The following is a 17,477-nucleotide window of genomic DNA, read 5'->3' as shown; positions in this document are numbered from 1 at the left end:
CAGGTCGGTCATGCCCCCGGCATGACCTTCAACTGCCGGGGGCAGTTGAACCTGATCGAACCCCACCACCGGCTTCGCCGGTCTCCCTCCCCTTCCAGGGGAGGAATGACAGGAACTTCCCCATGTTGACCGCCCATGACGTCCTCCCCGCCGGCCACTGGTCCGGCCCCGCCGCCGACCATATCATGCTGGACCATGACGCGCGTCATCGCCGCCGCTGGGTCTATACCGCCGACCATGGCACGATGTTTCTGCTCGACCTCGCCCGCGCGACGGTGCTGGGCCATGGCGACGCGCTGATACTGTCCGACGGGCGGCTGGTCGAGATACTGGCCGCGCCCGAAGCGCTGGTCGAAGTCACCGCCGACAGCCCGGCGACGATGATCCGGCTGGCCTGGCATATCGGCAATCGCCACCTGCCCGCCGAACTCCACCCCCATGCCATCCGCCTGCGCGACGATCATGTCATCAACGCGATGCTGGAGGGGCTGGGCGCGACGGTGACGAAGATCGAGGCGCCCTTCACGCCGGAGGGCGGCGCCTATTCGGGGGGCGGGCATCATCACCACGATCATGGCCATAGCCCCGACCATCATCATCACGACCATGCTGGCTGACGCCGCGCTCCATCGCCTGCTGGCCTGGACTTCGCCCTCCTATCCGGTGGGCAGCTTCACCTACAGCCATGGGCTGGAAACTGCGGTGGAGGATGGCCGCGTCCGCACCGCCGCCAATGTCGCCGACTATGTCGAGGCGGTGCTCGCGCGCGGCGGTGGCTGGATCGACGCGGTGCTGTTCGTCCATGCCTATGACGCGGCGGGGGACGCCGATGCGTTCGATGCCATAGCGGAACTGGCCGCTGCGTTTCGCGGCAGTAGCGAAACCGCTCTTGAAAGCCGCCAGCAGGGCGGCTCCTTCCTGTCGGTGACGCGCAAGGCCTGGCCGCATCGCGCGCTCGATGCCTTCGCAGAGCGCTGGGGCGAGCATCCCATCGCCCATGTCGCGGTCATGGCGCTGGCCTGCGCGGCGCACGACATACCGCGCGAAGCCGCGCTCCATGGCTGGCTGCACGCCACCGCGGCCAATCTGGTGTCGGCCGGCGTGCGCCTCGTCCCGCTCGGCCAGACCGATGGCCAGCTTGCCCTTGCCGCCCTGTCGCACGCGATTCCCCCGATTGCCGAGCGTGCCCTGATGACATCGCTCGACGACCTCGGTACCGCGGCGCCCGAACTGGAACTGGCGTCGCTCGCCCATGAAACCCTCTACACAAGGCTTTTCAGATCATGACCTCTCGTAACGGTCCCCTGCGTGTCGGCATCGGCGGCCCGGTCGGTTCCGGCAAGACCGCGCTGACCGACCGGCTGTGCAAGGCGATGCGCGACCATTACAACATCGCCGCCATCACCAACGACATCTACACCCGCGAGGATGCCGAGTTCCTGACCCGTTCGGGCGCGCTCGTTCCTGAACGGATCATGGGCGTGGAAACGGGCGGTTGCCCCCATACGGCGATCCGCGAGGACGCCAGCATCAACCTCGCCGCCGTGGACGAAATGAGCCGGAAATTCCCCGGCCTCGAACTCATCTTCATCGAAAGCGGCGGCGACAATCTCGCCGCCACCTTCAGCCCCGAACTGGCCGACATCACCATCTATGTCATCGACGTGTCGGCGGGCGACAAGATCCCGCGCAAGGGCGGCCCCGGCATCACCCGGTCCGACCTGCTGGTCATCAACAAGATCGACCTCGCCCCGCTGGTCGGGGCCGACCTCAATGTCATGGACCGGGACGCGAAGAAGATGCGCGGGACGCGCCCCTTCCTCTTCACCAACCTGAAGGACATGATCGGCCTGGACGCGATCATCGACTTCATCGTCGCGACCGGCGGGCTACGGCCCCGGCCCGCGCTCGAAACCGCCGGCTGATGGACCGCGCCGCCTATGTCCTGCGCGAAAAGCGGCTCTACAACAAGTGGGTCGCCAGCCAGACATTGGAGGATTATGCCCTGCGCTACACCGCAGACAGCGCCCGGCGCTGGACGGCGGGACAGGTCGCCAACACCGCGATCGGGGCGACCGCCTTCCTCGCCTGCGAGGCGATCGGAGCGTCCATCACCCTGACCTATGGTTTCGCCAACAGCGTCGCCGCCATCGCCGCCGCCGTGGCGCTGATGTTCGTCATCGGCCTGCCAATCGCCTATCATGCCGCCAAGCATGGCCTGGACATCGACCTTCTGACGCGCGGCGCCGGCTTCGGCTATCTGGGGTCCACCCTCACCTCGCTGATCTACGCCAGCTTCACCTTCCTGCTCTTCTCGGTCGAAGCGACGATCATGGCGGTCGCGCTGACGGCGATGACCGGGATGCCGATGAGCGTCGCCTATCTGGTGAGCGCACTGATGGTCATCCCGATCGCCCTCTACGGCATGAGCGCCATCACCCGGTTCCAGAATGCGACCCAGGCCTTCTGGATCGTCCTCCAGGTCGCGCCGATCGCCTATATCCTCTGGTCCGGCCCGGACGCGCTGGCGCAATGGAGCCGTTTCACCGGACAACTGGGCGCGCCCGACGGCAGCGTCAGCCTGCTCTATTTCGGCTTTGCCCTCTCCACCCTCCTGTCGCTGCTGCCCCAGATCGGGGAGCAGGCGGACTATCTGCGCTTCCTGCCCGCCAAGGCGAAGATCGGCCGGGGCAAATGGTGGACCGCGATGCTGGCGGGCGGCCCCGGCTGGACCCTGATCGGCGGCATGAAGCTGCTACTCGGCTCCTGGCTGGCGCATTTCCTGGTCCAGAGCGCCGCCTTGCAGAGCGAAGCGTCCAGCCCGACCGCGATGTTTCAGGCGATCTACACCGCCATGTCTGGCCATGCCGGCCTGTCGCTGGTGCTGACGGGCCTGTTCGTCATCATCTGCCAGCTCAAGATCAATGTCACCAACGCCTATGCCGGCTCGATCGCCTGGTCCAATTTCTTCGCCCGACTGACCCACAGCCATCCCGGCCGCGTCGTGTGGCTGATCTTCAACGTGCTGCTGGCGCTGCTGCTGATGGAAGTCGGCATCTTCGACGCGATCGAGGCGATCCTGATCCTGTACGCCACGGTCGCGGCGGGCTGGATCGGGGCGCTGGCGGCGGACCTCATGATCTCCAAGCCGCTGCGGCTGTCGCCGGCGGGGATCGAGTTCAAGCGGGCGCATCTGTTCGACATCAACCCGGTCGGCATCGGCGCGATGCTGCTGTCCATTTCGGTGTCGGGCATCGCCCATGTCGGCCTGCTGGGAGAGATCGCCCGCGCCTTCGCCCCGGTCATCGGCATGGCGGTCGCCTTCACCAGCGCCCCGGTCATCGCGCTGCTGACCCATGGCCGCTATTATATCGCCCGCCGGTCGCACTGGCCGGAGGGCGGCCAGACAAAGACGTGCATCATCTGCGAAAATGCGTTCCAGCATGTCGATATGGCGCATTGCCCCATGTATGCCGCCCCCATCTGCTCGCTCTGCTGCACGCTGGAGGCGCGCTGCCACGACCGGTGCAAGACCGACAGCCGGGCGACGCAGCAGGCCGCGCGGTGGCTGGAGCGCCTGCTGCCCCGCGCCGTGGCGACGCATGTCCATACCCCGGTGGGCCATTTCATCGCGGTGATGACGATCATCACACTCGCCAATGGCGCGGTGCTGGGCGGGATCGGCTGGCAGGTCGCGCGGCGCGCGCCCTCCATCGCCGCCCAGACCAGCAGCCTGATGCTGGGTCTTTTCCTCCTTTTCTCGCTGTTCGGCGGGGTCATCGCCTGGATGATCGTGCTGGCGCATCAGAGCCGCCGCAGCGCGATGCAGGAAAGCGAGCATCATGTGCAGAAACTGATGGAAGAGGTGATCGCGCATGACGTGACCGGCGCGGAACTGCAACGCGCCAAGGAGGCGGCGGAGGCCGCCAATGCGGCCAAGAGCCGCTATCTCGTCAGTGTCAGCCATGAAATCCGCTCGCCGCTCAACAGCATCTACGGCTATGCCCAGTTGATGGAACGCGGCCATGAGATCGCGCCGGTCGAAGCCGCCAAGATCATCCGCCGCAGCGCGGAACATCTGACCAATCTGGTCGAGGGGCTGATGGACATCAGCCAGGTCGAAAGCGGCGTACTGCGCATCAGCAGCGAAACCGTCCGCCTGTCTCCCTTCGTCGACCAGATCGCCAACATGTTCCGACCCCAGGCGCAGGCCAAGGGCATCGAATTTCTCTACGAACGGCCCGAAAATCTGCCCGACTTCGTGCGCACCGACCAGAAAAGACTGCGCCAGATCCTGATCAACCTGCTGTCTAACGCGATCAAGTTCACCCGGTCCGGGTCCGTCACCTTCCGCGTCCAGTATCGCAGCCAGATGGCGACGTTCGACATCATCGACACAGGGCTGGGCATTGCGGCCGACGACCTGAAGCGCATCTTCGATCCGTTCGAGCGCGGCTCCAATCCGGACGCACAGAAACAGAAGGGCATCGGCCTCGGCCTCGCCATCACCCAGGCGCTGGTGCAGATATTGGGCGGCGACCTGTCCGTCATCAGTGATGCGGGCAGCGATTCGACCCGCAGGGGAACCCAGTTCACGGTGCGCCTGATGCTGGGCCATGTCGCCGGACAGGCGGCGGACAGCCAGCCGGTCGACCGGATCAGGGGCTATGAAGGCGAACGGCGCAAGGTGCTGCTGATCGACGACGACGCCGCGCAGGTCGCGGTCTTGCGCGGCCTGCTCGAACCGCTCGACTTCACCGTGTTCGAAGCGCTCAGCGGCCGGGCCGGACTGGAGATCGCGGCGCGGGAACAGCCCGACATCATTCTCCTCGATATCTCGATGCCCGGAGAATCCGGCTGGGACATTTGCCGCATCCTGCGCGAACGACTGGGCGGCCGGGTCCGCATCGTCATGGTTTCGGCCAACGCGCATGAATTTCATCGCGGCGGCGACGGCCAGGCGGCGCACGACATGTTCCTGATGAAGCCCGTCGATCTGGACGCCCTGCTGGACGCGATCGCCGACCAGCTCCATATCCGCTGGACCGGCGACGCCCCGCCCCTCCCGACCGAAGCCGACGCCGCAATGCCGCCCCTGCCCGAAGAAGCCGCCCCCATCCTCGCCGATATCGAACAGAAGGCGATCATCGGCCATGTTCGTGGGATCGAGGCCAGCATCCGCGCCCTGGAGGAAACCGTGCCCGACGCCCAGCCACTGACCCGCGCTCTCCTCCTCCATCTCGACCGCTTCGACCTCAAGGCGCTGATCAGAACCATAAGGGCCGCTCAATGACCAAGACTTCCCCCGGCGACACCGTACTGGTCGTCGACGACACCCCCGAGTCGCTCCGCTTCCTGACCGACACGCTGGAAGCCGCGCATATTTCCGTCCTGATCGCCACCAGCGGCGACGCGGCGCTGGAATTACTGGAGCATGTCGCCCCCGACCTGATCCTGATGGACGCGGTGATGCCGGGGCTGGACGGCTTCGAAACGACGCGCGCGATCAAGCAGATGCCGGCGGGGGCGCCGATCCCGATCATCTTCATGACCGGCCTGACGGAAAGCGAGCATGTCGTCCATGCGCTGGAAGCTGGCGGCGTGGATTATGTGCGCAAGCCCATCGTGGTCGAGGAATTGCTGGCCCGCGTGCGCGTCCACATGGCCAACGCGCGCCAGACCCAGGGCGGCCAGTTCGCGCTGGACGCCACCGGCCGCAACCTGATCGCGGTAACGACCGGGGGACAACTGAGTTGGAGCACGCCCGGCGCGGAAAAGCTGATGGAGGCGCTGGAGCCGGGCTGGTCACGCGGCGACGCCGCGCCGCCCGCCCTGCTCCGCGCGGCGATCTCGCGGCTGCTGGGCGACGACCTTCCCGCCGGCGCGACCGCGAAGGCGGACAGCGGCGGCGGCGACACGGTGGAACTGATCATCGTAGGCCGCCCGCGCCGCGAAGAGATATTGATCCGCCTCAATCATCTCGACCCGCTGGCCGATATCGGTCGGCTGCAAAGCCATTTCGGCCTGACCCAGCGCGAAGCGGAGGTGCTGCTGTGGATCAGCTATGGCAAGCCCAACCGCGTCATCAGCGAGATATTGGCGATCAGCCCGCGCACCGTGAACAAGCATCTGGAGCAGATTTTCGAGAAGCTGGGAGTCGAGACGCGCGCCGCCGCAGCCGCCTTCGCCGTGCGCGTGATCGCGCAATAAAGCCAGTCCGCGCTCCCCGGAAATCGCGAGCGCGGCGCCGTCAGGCCAGGCCGTTCAGAATGGCCGCATAATCGGCGGGATCGACATTGCTCCCCGACAGGACGACCGCGATCGCCCCCTCGCGCGCCGGAACCAGTCCTGCGAGCAGCGCGGCCAGCGCCACCGCCCCGCCCGGCTCGACCACCAGCTTGAGCGTCGAAAAGGCGAAGCGCATCGCGTCGCGCACCTGATCGTCGGTCACGGCGAGGCCGCTCGTCACCAGCGCCCGGTTGATCGGAAAGGTCAGCGCGCCAGGGCTGGGCGACAACAGCGCGTCGCAGATGGACCGCGCTTCAGGCGCGACCGTCTCGCGCTGCCCGCTGCGCAACGACCGGGCCGTATCGTCGAACCCGACAGGCTCGACCGTGTGAATATCGACATGGGCGGCAAGCGACTTGACCGCCGTCGCGATCCCGGCGGTCAGCCCGCCCCCGCCGCAACAGACCAGCAGTTGCGAAAGCTCGGCGCCCGCGTCCGCGGCCTGATCGAGGATTTCCAGCCCGGCCGTGCCCTGGCCCGCGATGATGAACGGATCGTCGAAGGACGGCACCAGCGTCGCCCCGCGCGTCCGGGCCAGCTCCGTAGCAATCTCCTCGCGGCTCTCGCGAAGCCGGTCATAGGGCACGACCTGCGCCCCGAGCGCGCGCGTATTGGCGATCTTGATGGCGGGCGCATCGGCGGGCATCACGATGGTCGCGGGCATGTCCAGCATCCGCGCCGCCGCCGCCACGCCCTGCGCATGATTGCCCGACGACCAGGCGACGACACCCGCCGCCCGCTCGGCCACCGTCAGCCGCGCCAGCCGGTTATAGGCGCCACGAAACTTGAACGAGCCGGTATGCTGCGCGCCCTCGAACTTCAGCAGCACGCGCCGGCCGCAGCGTTCGTTCAATTGTGCATTTTCGAGCAGCGGCGTACCTATCGCCGCCGTCGCGATCACGCGCGCGGCGTCGACGACATCTTCGAGGCTGATGGCAAAATCCCGGATCATGCCCCATCCTTAGAATATGAATCGCCGGATTGGGAACCCGCCCCGCGCCAAGAGCGATGTGACAGCCAAAGAATGGCCCGCACGACCGGCCACATTCCCTGTTCGGCCCGCTCCTCGAGACGTAGATCACCGTTTGCAGACGACGCGGGGGGCGGGGATGATCGTCGCGCGCGGCAGTTCGGAAGTGACGCTGCGATAGCATCGCCAAAGGCCGCAGGCGGAAATTCGATACGGGCAGGCAATGATCGTCACATGATGCTATGACGGAGTTATGAAACGCATCGCGCCCTGGCTGTTGGCGGTGGCGCTGCTGGCGGCGGCAGCGGCCGGATGGCTGTTTGCAGTACAGACCCAGGACGTGACGCTCGCCCCGGCGCGTATCGGTGACGCGGTCGAACTGGTCTACGCCACCGGTTTTGTCGAGGCCGAGCATCCGGCTACCGTCGCCGCGCGCCTGACCGCCCCCGTGCGGCAGGTGCTGGTCGATGAAGGCGACCGCGTCCGGCGCGGCCAGCCCCTGATCCTGCTGGATGACGAGGAACAGCGCCATGTGCTGCAACAGGCCAAGGCTCAGCGGCGCGTCGCCCTTCAGGACGAAAGCAGGACGCTGACCCTCTTCGCCAGGGGCTGGGTCACGCGGGCAGCCCGCGATTCGGCTATGGCCGTGGCCGACGGCGCAAGGGCGGCCGAGCAGAGCGCCGCCGCGCGGCTGGACCAGATGGTGGTGCGCTCGGGCATCGACGGCATCGTCCTGCGCCGGGATGTGGAGCCGGGCGATCTGGCCGTGCCCAGCCGGACGCTGATGACCCTGGGCGATCCTGCGCGCATCCGCATCACCGCCACGGTGGACGAGCGCGACGTCCCACGCCTCCATCCCGGCCAGTCCGCGCTGATGTCGAGCGACGCCTGGCCGGGGCGTGTGCTGCGCGGCCATGTGCGGGACGTCACGCCAGGCGGCGATCCCGAGCAGCGGGCATTCCGCGCCCGGATCGTGACCGACGGCGCCATGCCCCTGCCGCTCGGCCTGACGCTGGAAGTCAATATCGTGACCCGCCATGTGGCCCGGACACTGCTCGTCCCGGCTGATGCGGTCGAGAACGACCATGTCTGGATCGTGCGCGACGGCCGCGCCCATGCCAGGGTGGTGCGTCCCGGCATCGCCGGATCGAGCGAGATCCAGATCCTGTCCGGCCTGTCGCAAGGGGAGAAGGTCGTCGCCCGGCCGGAGGGCAAGATAACCGAGAATATGCGCGTGCGGGCGACACGATGAGCGGGCAGTTGCGGCTGCTGGCGGGGATCGCCGCCCGGCACCTGGCGGGGCGCCGGCGCCAGACGCTGGTAGCGGTGAGCGGCGTTGCCGTGGGCGTCGGCTTTTTCCTGGCGGTGTCGGCGATGATGATCGGCAGCCAGAATGATTTTGTCGAGACGCTGATCGACGCGGCCCCGCACATCATCATTTCCGACGAACGGCGCAGCCCGCCGGCGCAGCCGGGTGTGCGGGCCTATCCGGGCGCCGCGATCGACCTGCGCCACTACAGGGTCCGCAGCGAAGTGCGCGGGCTCAAGGGCTGGCCCGAAATATTGCGCGCCGTCAACGCCGAGCCGGGCGCCATCGGATCGCCCAGCCTGACCGGCGCCATCACCCTGCGCAGCGGCGGGCGGGAGGAAGCGCTGACCGTCATCGGCGTCGATCCCGCCATCGAGGAGAAAGTGAGCACGATCAGCGATCAGTTGCGCACGGGCCGTCTGCGCGACCTGGAAAGCACGCAGGGCGGCATCATCATCGGGGAGGAAATGGCCGAGCGCCTGGGCATCGGCATGGGGGACATGGTCGGCGCGACATCGGCATCAGGCAAGAGCCGGTCGCTGCGCATCGTCGGCCTGTTCAAGCGCGGCCAGAGCCAGCTTGGCCCATCGGCCGGCTATGTGCTGTTGCGAGAGGCCCAGTCGCTGCTCGGCCGCCCCTTCATCATCAACCGCATCGGCGTGCGCCTCGCCGATCCCTATGGCGCGCAGCCGGTCGGCCTGCGGCTGGAACAGCGTTTTTCCTACAAGGCGGAAAGCTGGCAGGAACGGTCGGCCGATTTCCTCTCCTTGCTCGTGACCCGCAACGTCATCATGTACAGCGTCGTGTCGGCGATCCTGCTGGTCGCCAGCTTCGGCATCTATTCCGTCGTGTCGAACAGCGTTACCGACAAGCGCCGCGACATCGCGATCATGCGCTCCATGGGGTTTTCCGAGCGCGACCTGCAACTGATCTTCGTGTTCGAAGGACTGGCGCTGGCGGTGATCGGCATCATGGCGGGATGGCTGCTGGGCTATGGGCTGATGGCGATATTGGGGTCGCTGAAATTTCCGATCGCGGGCGACGACCAATATCTGCCGCTCGACCGGTCGCCCCGCCAATATGCGATCGCCGCCGCTGCCTCACTGTTCGCCGGCGTGATCGCCGCCTGGCTCCCGGCGCGCAAGGCGGCGCGAGTCGACCCCGTCGACATCCTGCGAGGCGCGGTATGAGCGCGGTCATGCAGGCGGAGGGACTGTCGCGCAGCCTGGCGGGGACACCGCCGGTGACGCTGGTGAGCGACGTGGCGATCGCCATCGAGCCGGCCAGCTTCACCGCCATCGTCGGGCCTTCGGGCTGCGGCAAGTCCTCGCTGCTCTACCTGCTGGGCCTGCTGGACCGACCGACGAGCGGAACCTTGCTGTTCCAGGGGCGCGACATGAACCCGCTCGACGGGGATGCCCGCGCGCAGATACGGCTGGCCAGCTTCGGCTTCGTGTTCCAGTTCCATTTCCTGCTGCCTGAATTCACCGCACTGGAAAATGTGATGCTGCCGATGCGCCGGCTGGGACGGTTGCCGCAGGCGCAGGCGCGCGACAAGGCGCTGGGCCTGCTGGACCAGATGGGCCTGGGCGCCAAGTCCGGCAAGACGCCCGACCGGCTGTCCGGCGGCGAGCGGCAGCGCGTCGCCATCGCCCGCGCCATTGCCAACGATCCGGTGCTGGTGCTGTGCGACGAACCCACCGGCAATCTCGACAGCCAGAACAGCGCCCGCGTGGTGGACCTGTTCCGCAGCCTCGCCCATGATCAGGGGCGCGCGCTGGTGTGCGTGACCCATGATGCCGATGTCGCGGCCGCCGCCGACGTGCAAATTTCCATGCTGGACGGGCGGATCAACGAAACCAGCGTCAGAACGCGCTGACAGCGGGCCTCACCCAGCGCGCATCGCGACATAGACGCCGACGACCATCACGATGAGCGCGAAAAGCCGCTCCAGCAGCCCCTTGCGCGCGGCGAGGCGTCGACCCATAGCCATGCCAATTGCCGAGCCGACCACCCCGCCCGCGACCATCACGCCCACTAGCCGCCAGTCGACATAGCCCGACAGCGCATAGGAGGCCGCCGTGGTCAGCCCGAGCGCGGTGACGACCACCAGCGATGTTCCAACCGCATTCCTGAGCGGCATGGCGGTAGCCAACATCAGTCCGGGCACGATCAGGAAGCCTCCGCCAATCCCGAAAAATCCCGCCGCCAGCCCGACGCCGAGGCCAATGGGCACAAGCCGGGGCAACAGGGTGGCGGCCGTCGCGCGCGACAGGCGAACATCGGGCGCCTCCATGCCGCGCCTCTTCCCCATCATGGAAAGCCCCACGCCGATCATCAGCAGGCCGAACAGCATCAGCAGCTTCCGGCCGTCCACCGCCTTGCCGATTTCCGCGCCGATCGCGGCTCCGACGACACCCGCCGCCGCGAAAACCGAGGCGCAGGGCCATTTCACCGTGCCTGCGCGGGCATGGCCGATCAGGCTGGCGGCGGCATTGGCGGCCACCGCGACCGCCGCCGTTCCGATGGCGGCATGGGCCGAGCCAACACCGACCACATAGACCAGCAGCGGCACGGCGAGGATCGACCCGCCCCCGCCGACCAGGCCCAGGACGAGGCCGACCACCCCGCCCGATGCCAGCGCGGCGGCGATCATGGCCGGGGGCATCATCGCGTCAGGCGCCGAGCGCGCGGCGGTTCCAGGGCATCAGCCGCAGCAGCCTGGCCATGCCGCACCAGCCCGTCGCACCTGCCATAATCAGCCCCGCGCCGACAAAGGCGGACAGGCCGAAAAAGGCCGGAGCGACCAGAAAGCCCAGCACCACGCCAAGCAGCACCAGCCCGCCGGCCACCAGTTGCACCTGCCGCATCACCTCGATCGGCTGGCGGCGATCGACCCTGGTCGGCAGGCCCGCCGCGCGCCAGCCGTCGAGCCCGCCCGCCAATATCCGGCAGGGCGTGACGCCCGCCGCCGCTGCAAGCGCCGCAGCGTTGGCCTGCGTCCGCATCCCCGACTTGCAATGGAAGATGATCGGCCCGGCGACACGGGGCAGATCGCCAAGGCGCGCCAGCGGCACATGGACTGCGCCCGCGATGCTTTCGCGCGCATGTTCGTCGGCGTCGCGGATGTCGACGAGCGTCGCGCCCGCCGCCACGGCCTGGGCCGCATCCTGCGGCGTGATGGTCCTGATCGACATTGGGGTCATTCCTTGCAGAAGATGGTATAAAGACTGGCGAGCAATTCCTCCGTCCGGGGATCGGCAATGCGGTACCAGAGCGTCTGGCTTTCCCGCCGAAAGGCGACCAGCCCCTCCTCGCGCATCCGGGCGAGATGCTGCGACAGGGCGGATTGCGACAAGCCCACGTCGCGCGCGAGGTCGGTCACGGTCATCTCGCCATGTTCAACCAGCTTGCACAGCACCATCAGGCGCCGGACATTGCCCATCGCTTTCAACAGGGTCGACACCTCCCCCGCCTTCTTCTCGAAAGTGGAAAGGTCCATCGGCGGCCGGATCATTGCGCTACTCCATTAGGTATTGCTAATTTAGTAAATAATAATATGTTGTCAAGCATCACAGGAGAAGAGCATGGAACCGCAACCCCTGATCGAAGCCTTTTTCGACGAAGCGACCTTCACGGTCAGCTATCTGGTCGCCGATCCCCAGACGCGCGAGGCCGCCGTGATCGACCCGGTGATGGACTTCGACATCGCCAGCGGAGAGGCGGATAGCCGATCGGCCGAACGGATGCTGGCCTTTGCCCAGGACCGGGGCTGGCGGATCGCCATGGTGCTGGAAACCCACGCCCATGCCGATCATCTGTCGGCCGCGCCCTTCATCAAGGCCAGGACCGGCGCGCCAATCGGCATCGGCGAGCATATCCGCGACGTGCAGAAGATCTTCCGCCCGATCTTCGGACAGGAGGGCGCGCAGGGCGACGGCGCGGATTTCGACCGGCTGTTCCGCGATGGCGAGCAGTTTTCGGTCGGCGCGCTGCGCTTCACGGTGCTGCATGTTCCCGGCCATACGCCGGCCGACATCGCCTATCTGGTCGGCGACGCCGCCTTTGTCGGCGATACGCTGTTCATGCCGGACTATGGCACGGCCCGCGCCGATTTTCCCGGCGGCGACGCCCGCACCCTCTATCGCTCGATCCGCAGGCTGCTCAGCCTGCCCGGCGACACGCGCCTGTTCCTTTGCCATGACTATAAGGCGCCGGGCCGCAGTGAATATCGCTGGGAAACGACGGTCGCCGAAGAACGGCAAGCCAGCGTCCATGTGCATGACGGGGTGGATGAGGACAGCTTCGTCGCGATGCGCGAGGCGCGCGACGCCACGCTGGCGGTGCCCAGGCTGCTCCTGCCCGCGATCCAGGTCAATATCCATGCCGGCCGCTTCCCGGAGGCGGAGGACAATGGCGTGCGCTATCTGAAGATTCCGGTGACGATGAAGCAGGGCTGATCGCGGCACATGTCCATGGGCGCATCCCGCCCGCGTTTCCAGATTTCGCCGCTTTCGTGCAAGAAGGCTCCATGTCCGACATCGCCCAGCCCTATCTGTCGATGATCGCCGCGATCGCGGTCGGATTGCTCGTGGGGCTGGAACGCGGCTGGGCGCAGCGCGACCTGGGCAAGGGCCGTCGGGTGGCGGGCTTCCGGACCTTCGGCCTGATCGGTCTGCTGGGCGGCATCGGCGGGCTGGCCCCCGACGGCATGGCCGCCGCGATCGGCATCGGCGTCGCGGCCATCCTCGCCATCGGCTATGCCCGGAGCGCCGACACCGACCATCTGTCAGCGACCACGACGCTCGCTGCTCTCGTAACCTTCGGCGCCAGCTTCTGCGCGACGCGGCTTTCCCCCGCGCTCGGCCTCGCGACGGGCGCGGCGACCTTCGCGATCCTGAGCGCGCGACAATCGATGCACGCCCTGCTGCGGGGCATGGACGAAAGCGAGATCGAGGGCGTGTCTCGCTTCCTGCTGGTCGCGCTCATCATCCTGCCGCTGCTGCCCGATGCCGCCTATGGCCCCTATGACGCCTGGAATCCCCGCAAGATCTGGATGGTGGTGGTGTTCGTGATGGGCCTGTCCTTTGCGGGCTATGCCATCGCGCGCCGTTTCGGGCGTGACCGAGGCATATTGCTGGTGGCGCTGACCGGCGCCATCGTCTCCTCCACCGCCGTGACCGCCGATTATGCGCGACGCCTGCGCGACGAGCCGGAGGCGCGCGGGATATTGTCGGCGGGCATTGCGGTCGCGTCCATCGTCATGTTCGTGCGAGTCCAACTCGTGGCGTTCGCCCTGATCCCGCGCGCGGTTCCGACCCTGGCGCTGACGATGGCCCCCGCGACGCTGGTGGCCGTCGCCTTCGCCCTGATCGCCTGGCGTCGGCACGGCGCCGGTGGCGATGGCGTGTCGATTTCCAATCCTCTCGGCTTCGGGCCTGCGCTCCTGCTGGCGGCGCTGGTGGCGGGCCTGTCGCTCGCCGCGCGCTGGGCGCTGGAGCATTTCGGTCAGGAGGGCATGGCAGTGGTCCTGACCCTGACCGGCATAACGGACGTGGATGCAGCGGTCATGACCATGGCCGGACTGCCATCCGATCTGCTCGACGATCATGTCGCCGGCCTCATCCTGGGCGCGGCCGTACTCGCCAATACCGGTGCCAAGGCGGTGATGACGATGGTCATCGGCTGGGGGCATGGCGGCATCCGGGCGGCCCTGCCGCTGCTCGCCGCCCTGGCGGCGGCAGCCGTCAGCCTCGCCGCCTGGGCGACGATATAGACGACCGGGACGTCGCCGTCCGGACAAGGAGACGCCTCGCCGGATCATCGACTGGCGCGGCGCGTCTCTTGGAGCTTGGGAATGGTGCGCTTACGGGACTCATAAAACGACACTATCATCTTTGATTAGTTGGATAATTTTGACGTTTGGATGACAAAGGCCCTCGCTTAAGCCCCCAAAAAAATTTCGAGCCAATTCGGCAGGAATTCGATTCCCGCAGACCCATTTCAGCAGTCATTCTCACAAACAATCCAAGGGAATTTGATCGCCAATTCATCGCTGACCTCGACCCTTCTTGGACTCTCAGCGCCAGATTCTCGCTTCCCAGCTGCGGTCGGTCCGCTTTTCCGGCTGGTCGCGACCAACTCAGGCCGTTCCAGTGCAGCCGCTGGAACGTCGGGTGACACTGAAACCGGTCCTTCGCCAGTCGAACACGCCCGGTCGGCTACGCGGGATAACTGTCGTGGGCGGGTGATAGCCATCTGAACTGTGCCGATCATATCAGCTGGCGGTCTAACGAAAAGACAGATCCCCTAACTGAAGCGTTAGTCAGCCCTACTGCGGACCGACAAAATGGTATCTCATCGCGCCCGAAAGCTTCTAACAGCCCCCTTAATACCAACACCACCCGTCACACTAAATTTCACGCTGCCAGGAGTTTGCCCCGAACGTAGGATCGCCAGAGCAAAGCCGTTGTGCAGGACCTTTTTGTTCCCCGCGAACAGATCGTCGCTCCAATGATCTCCATTATCCACGGCGATCAAGCGCCCAGCGCCACTGACATTGAAGGTGATCTCGTTGGTGGCCGTGGGCACCCTGCGTCCCTTGCTGTCCATGGCGTAAACCTTCACATATTGTAGATCCATTCCGTCGGCCTTCCAGGCCGGATTTTCCGCCTCGATCTGCAACGCCACTGCCTCGCCGGTCGTCTCAATCTGATCCCGGGCGACGACCTTGCCGCCGGTACGCCCCACCGCGGTAACTCGACCCGCCGCATAGGGGACGTCCTTCCAGTAGATCGTATTGCGCTGCCGGACTTCGGTGGAATTCCTTTGCACGCCGATAGACTTGCCATTGACCAACAGTTCGACTTCTTCGGCATTGGTATAGGTATAGATGTTGTAAGTTTTGCCTACTTGGCGGTTCCAGTTGGCCGATATGATCTTTTGCCCGACCATGACATCATTCCACATCTTCGATTCGCCTTCATTGTCGACGACGCCAATCTTGACTATCGGTTCATCGGCAAAGATGCTTTTGGTGAGCCAAGCCTGTGGGAAAGGCTCCAGCGCATGGTTGAAGAAGGAATAGGCCCAACCCTTTTTCGGCCAACCATCGGACTCGCCCCAATATTCGATGGCACCCCAATAGGCCAAGCCGACCATCTTTTCGCGATCCATGCCAAAATAGGGTGCGGCCAGTTCGTTGGTAACTGCCTCGCTCTGGTAGACGATCATTTCCGGCGCGTGCTTCAGATACTCTTGATAATCGTCCCAGACATAGTTGAACGAGGCCACGTCCGTAACCGTCGCAAGTTCAGGCGGGACGATGTTTTCTTTCAACTTGAAAGCAGGGTCTGCCTTGATGATACCATTGGCGCGCGCCGGATACATCGCTACCGTCGTCTTGCGGGTTGGGTCGTAGCGTTTCGCCACGACATCCATGATGCGATAGGTGGTCTTTCCCCAGTCGCCAGTCGGCCAGTTCCAGCGCGTCTCCTGAAACTGCAGTTCGTTGCCGAAACTCCACAGGATTACTGACGGATGATTGCGGTCGCGCTTGATCCACTCCTTCTCGTTGTCGAACCACACATCGTTCCAGGGCTTGCTGCCCGCCCAGGCCGTGGTGCTGCCCCATTTGTCGTAGAGTTCATCGACAATCAGCAGGCCTTTTTCATCCGCGAGGTCGAGGAAGGATTCCGAATAGGGGTTATGCGAGGTGCGGATATGGTTGAAGCCGAACGCCTTAAGGCGATCCATCATTCGGGCAATCGATGTCCGATAGGCAGCGACACCGACGGCACCCAGGTCATCATGATTGGCCACGCCCTTCAGGAAGACCTTCTTGCCGTTGAGGCGCAGGCCGAATTCCTTGGAAAACTCGACCGTCCGGATGCCAAAGCGCTTGGTCAGCCTGTCGATCACTTTGCCGTCGGCCACCAACTCAACTTCGGCGGTGTACAGCCTGGGAGTCTCGATCGACCACAGTTGCGGGTCTGCCACCGAGAGCCCTGGCAGTGGTACTTCGACGGTGGGTAGATTGCGCGGCGCTGGCACGAGAGCATTGGATGTGCCCACCAGTTGGCCCTGCGGCGAGAAAATCTTCGACCTGATTTCGACGGCATCGGCCTTGCCTTTCAGGCCAGCCACCTCGACCTGCACCGCGATCTTGGCGTCGTGCGGGGTGATGTCTGGCGTCGTCACGAAAATGCCGTGCCGCGCTATTGAGACCGGGTTCCTGACTACAAGGTGCACGTCGCGGAACAGCCCGCCACCAGTGTACCAGCGCGAATTGCCGTCCTTCGTCGAAGCGCGCACGGCCACGACATTGTCGGCATCGTAGCGGATGACATCGGCAATGTCGGCCTCGAAGCCCAGATAGCCATAGGCTGTGCCGCCGACCTTCTTTCCATTTACCCAGACCTCGCCCGACAGCATGATGCCTTCGAAATCGAGCAGGATCTGCTTGCCCTTCCAGTCGGCATCGCCCCTGAAAGTCTTGCGGTACCAGCCGACGTCGGGCGCCTTGAAGCCGCGACCGCGGTTTGCCGTTTTGTCCCAAGGCTGCTCAATCTGGAAATCGTGCGGCAGATCCAGCTTGCGCCAGCCCCTGTCATCGAAGGTGGGGGCCTCCGCACCGTTGATGTCGCCCTGTCGGAAGGTCCAGCCAAAATTGAAAGGTTGCCTGGTTCTGGTAGTGTCCTTGGCCCCGGCGGAATGCATGGTCGCAGTTCCGCTTCCATCTCGGGAAACGGTCGACTGGGCCAATGCTGGATGTGATAGCAGGCTGGCCCACAAGAGCGGAGCGAGGAATAGTTGCTTCATCATTCGCCTTTTATTTAGCCAGCAGGTATTGCGCGCCTGCAGAATCGAAATTGGGCGAGAGTCCTGCCCATGACGCCATGAAATCGCTTT

At 65.5% G+C, this 17,477-nt stretch carries 15 protein-coding genes; 10 read left to right on the top strand and 5 right to left on the bottom strand.

The genetic code is table 11. From position 1 onward, the window contains the following. The first annotated feature begins 122 nt into the window (after nucleotides 1–122). The 5 genes from ureE to K3M67_RS02750 are packed head-to-tail and all read left to right on the top strand — an operon-like array spanning nucleotide 123 to nucleotide 6,210. Entirely contained in the window at nucleotides 123–617 is a 495-nt protein-coding gene (ureE, locus tag K3M67_RS02770; RefSeq protein WP_285832194.1) for an urease accessory protein UreE, read from the top strand. Beyond that, nucleotides 574–1,287, top strand: coding sequence for an urease accessory protein UreF (locus K3M67_RS02765; protein WP_285832193.1), 714 nt, complete (start codon nucleotides 574–576; stop codon nucleotides 1,285–1,287). Before ureE ends, K3M67_RS02765 begins: the two co-directional genes overlap by 44 nt. Then, nucleotides 1,284–1,925: an urease accessory protein UreG gene (gene ureG, locus K3M67_RS02760; protein WP_285832192.1), complete on the top strand. Its 642-nt coding sequence runs from the start codon at nucleotides 1,284–1,286 to the stop codon at nucleotides 1,923–1,925. Before K3M67_RS02765 ends, ureG begins: the two co-directional genes overlap by 4 nt. Beyond that, complete coding sequence (locus K3M67_RS02755; protein ID WP_285832191.1) at nucleotides 1,925–5,293, top strand: hybrid sensor histidine kinase/response regulator; 3,369 nt, start codon at nucleotides 1,925–1,927, stop codon at nucleotides 5,291–5,293. The genes ureG and K3M67_RS02755 overlap by 1 nt, the downstream gene beginning before the upstream one ends. Continuing rightward, on the top strand, nucleotides 5,290–6,210 hold the full coding sequence (locus tag K3M67_RS02750; protein WP_285832190.1) for a DNA-binding response regulator: 921 nt from the start codon (nucleotides 5,290–5,292) through the stop codon (nucleotides 6,208–6,210). The genes K3M67_RS02755 and K3M67_RS02750 overlap by 4 nt, the downstream gene beginning before the upstream one ends. A gap of 40 nt (nucleotides 6,211–6,250) precedes the next feature. Here K3M67_RS02750 and K3M67_RS02745 read toward each other — a convergent pair whose 3' ends face one another. Further along, a complete protein-coding gene (locus tag K3M67_RS02745; RefSeq protein ID WP_285832189.1) occupies nucleotides 6,251–7,240 on the bottom strand; it encodes a threonine ammonia-lyase in 990 nt (329 codons plus the stop codon). 271 nt (nucleotides 7,241–7,511) lie between these two features. Here K3M67_RS02745 and K3M67_RS02740 point away from each other — a divergent pair, with 271 nt between their 5' ends. From K3M67_RS02740 to K3M67_RS02730, 3 genes are read left to right on the top strand one after another with little or no spacing between them, the layout of a single operon-like run. After that, on the top strand, nucleotides 7,512–8,510 hold the full coding sequence (locus K3M67_RS02740; protein WP_285832188.1) for an efflux RND transporter periplasmic adaptor subunit: 999 nt from the start codon (nucleotides 7,512–7,514) through the stop codon (nucleotides 8,508–8,510). Next, the gene (locus tag K3M67_RS02735; protein WP_285832187.1) at nucleotides 8,507–9,757 is read left to right on the top strand and encodes an ABC transporter permease; all 1,251 of its coding nucleotides are present in this window, start codon (nucleotides 8,507–8,509) and stop codon (nucleotides 9,755–9,757) included. Before K3M67_RS02740 ends, K3M67_RS02735 begins: the two co-directional genes overlap by 4 nt. Then, nucleotides 9,754–10,446: an ABC transporter ATP-binding protein gene (locus tag K3M67_RS02730; RefSeq protein ID WP_285832186.1), complete on the top strand. Its 693-nt coding sequence runs from the start codon at nucleotides 9,754–9,756 to the stop codon at nucleotides 10,444–10,446. The genes K3M67_RS02735 and K3M67_RS02730 overlap by 4 nt, the downstream gene beginning before the upstream one ends. A gap of 9 nt (nucleotides 10,447–10,455) precedes the next feature. Here the strand turns inward: K3M67_RS02730 and K3M67_RS02725 are convergent, their stop codons facing one another. The 3 genes from K3M67_RS02725 to K3M67_RS02715 are packed head-to-tail and all read right to left on the bottom strand — an operon-like array spanning nucleotide 10,456 to nucleotide 12,084. After that, nucleotides 10,456–11,235 (bottom strand): sulfite exporter TauE/SafE family protein, encoded by a 780-nt coding sequence (locus tag K3M67_RS02725; RefSeq protein ID WP_285832880.1) that lies wholly within the window; start codon nucleotides 11,233–11,235, stop codon nucleotides 10,456–10,458. Between the two features lie 7 nt (nucleotides 11,236–11,242). Further along, on the bottom strand, nucleotides 11,243–11,764 hold the full coding sequence (locus tag K3M67_RS02720; protein WP_285832185.1) for a rhodanese family protein: 522 nt from the start codon (nucleotides 11,762–11,764) through the stop codon (nucleotides 11,243–11,245). A gap of 5 nt (nucleotides 11,765–11,769) precedes the next feature. Further along, a complete protein-coding gene (locus K3M67_RS02715) occupies nucleotides 11,770–12,084 on the bottom strand; it encodes an ArsR/SmtB family transcription factor (protein WP_066861706.1) in 315 nt (104 codons plus the stop codon). A 70-nt stretch (nucleotides 12,085–12,154) separates the two neighbouring features. On the opposite strand from K3M67_RS02715, the gene K3M67_RS02710 reads away from it, so the two are divergent. Then, nucleotides 12,155–13,027 (top strand): MBL fold metallo-hydrolase, encoded by an 873-nt coding sequence (locus K3M67_RS02710; protein ID WP_066861709.1) that lies wholly within the window; start codon nucleotides 12,155–12,157, stop codon nucleotides 13,025–13,027. Nucleotides 13,028–13,098: 71 nt separating this feature from the next. Further along, nucleotides 13,099–14,343 carry an MgtC/SapB family protein gene (locus tag K3M67_RS02705; RefSeq protein ID WP_285832184.1) on the top strand — a complete coding sequence of 415 codons (1,245 nt, stop codon included), beginning with the start codon at nucleotides 13,099–13,101 and terminating at the stop codon, nucleotides 14,341–14,343. Nucleotides 14,344–14,924: 581 nt separating this feature from the next. On the opposite strand, the gene K3M67_RS02700 is transcribed toward K3M67_RS02705, so the two are convergent. After that, a complete protein-coding gene (locus tag K3M67_RS02700; RefSeq protein ID WP_285832183.1) occupies nucleotides 14,925–17,285 on the bottom strand; it encodes a glycoside hydrolase family 2 TIM barrel-domain containing protein in 2,361 nt (786 codons plus the stop codon). Between the last annotated feature and the right edge of the window lie 192 nt (nucleotides 17,286–17,477).

It is taken from the genome of Sphingobium sp. V4 (assembly GCF_029590555.1).
Classification (GTDB): Bacteria; Pseudomonadota; Alphaproteobacteria; order Sphingomonadales; family Sphingomonadaceae; genus Sphingobium.
The sequence above is the reverse complement of the archived record's forward strand: the minus strand, read 5'-3'. Positions and strand labels throughout refer to the sequence as shown.

What these genes read in the sequence shown, in the direction of transcription:
- ureG (WP_285832192.1), top strand. Translation starts at nt 1,284, where the DNA reads ATGACCTCTCGTAACGGTCCCCTGCGTGTCGGCATCGGCGGCCCGGTC.
- K3M67_RS02740 (WP_285832188.1), top strand. Translation starts at nt 7,512, where the DNA reads ATGAAACGCATCGCGCCCTGGCTGTTGGCGGTGGCGCTGCTGGCGGCG.
- ureE (WP_285832194.1), top strand. Translation starts at nt 123, where the DNA reads ATGTTGACCGCCCATGACGTCCTCCCCGCCGGCCACTGGTCCGGCCCC.
- K3M67_RS02745 (WP_285832189.1), bottom strand. Translation starts at nt 7,240, where the DNA reads ATGATCCGGGATTTTGCCATCAGCCTCGAAGATGTCGTCGACGCCGCG.
- K3M67_RS02700 (WP_285832183.1), bottom strand. Translation starts at nt 17,285, where the DNA reads ATGCATTCCGCCGGGGCCAAGGACACTACCAGAACCAGGCAACCTTTC.
- K3M67_RS02710 (WP_066861709.1), top strand. Translation starts at nt 12,155, where the DNA reads ATGGAACCGCAACCCCTGATCGAAGCCTTTTTCGACGAAGCGACCTTC.
- K3M67_RS02735 (WP_285832187.1), top strand. Translation starts at nt 8,507, where the DNA reads ATGAGCGGGCAGTTGCGGCTGCTGGCGGGGATCGCCGCCCGGCACCTG.
- K3M67_RS02750 (WP_285832190.1), top strand. Translation starts at nt 5,290, where the DNA reads ATGACCAAGACTTCCCCCGGCGACACCGTACTGGTCGTCGACGACACC.
- K3M67_RS02730 (WP_285832186.1), top strand. Translation starts at nt 9,754, where the DNA reads ATGAGCGCGGTCATGCAGGCGGAGGGACTGTCGCGCAGCCTGGCGGGG.
- K3M67_RS02715 (WP_066861706.1), bottom strand. Translation starts at nt 12,084, where the DNA reads ATGATCCGGCCGCCGATGGACCTTTCCACTTTCGAGAAGAAGGCGGGG.
- K3M67_RS02765 (WP_285832193.1), top strand. Translation starts at nt 574, where the DNA reads ATGGCCATAGCCCCGACCATCATCATCACGACCATGCTGGCTGACGCC.
- K3M67_RS02705 (WP_285832184.1), top strand. Translation starts at nt 13,099, where the DNA reads ATGTCCGACATCGCCCAGCCCTATCTGTCGATGATCGCCGCGATCGCG.
- K3M67_RS02725 (WP_285832880.1), bottom strand. Translation starts at nt 11,235, where the DNA reads ATGCCCCCGGCCATGATCGCCGCCGCGCTGGCATCGGGCGGGGTGGTC.
- K3M67_RS02720 (WP_285832185.1), bottom strand. Translation starts at nt 11,764, where the DNA reads ATGTCGATCAGGACCATCACGCCGCAGGATGCGGCCCAGGCCGTGGCG.
- K3M67_RS02755 (WP_285832191.1), top strand. Translation starts at nt 1,925, where the DNA reads ATGGACCGCGCCGCCTATGTCCTGCGCGAAAAGCGGCTCTACAACAAG.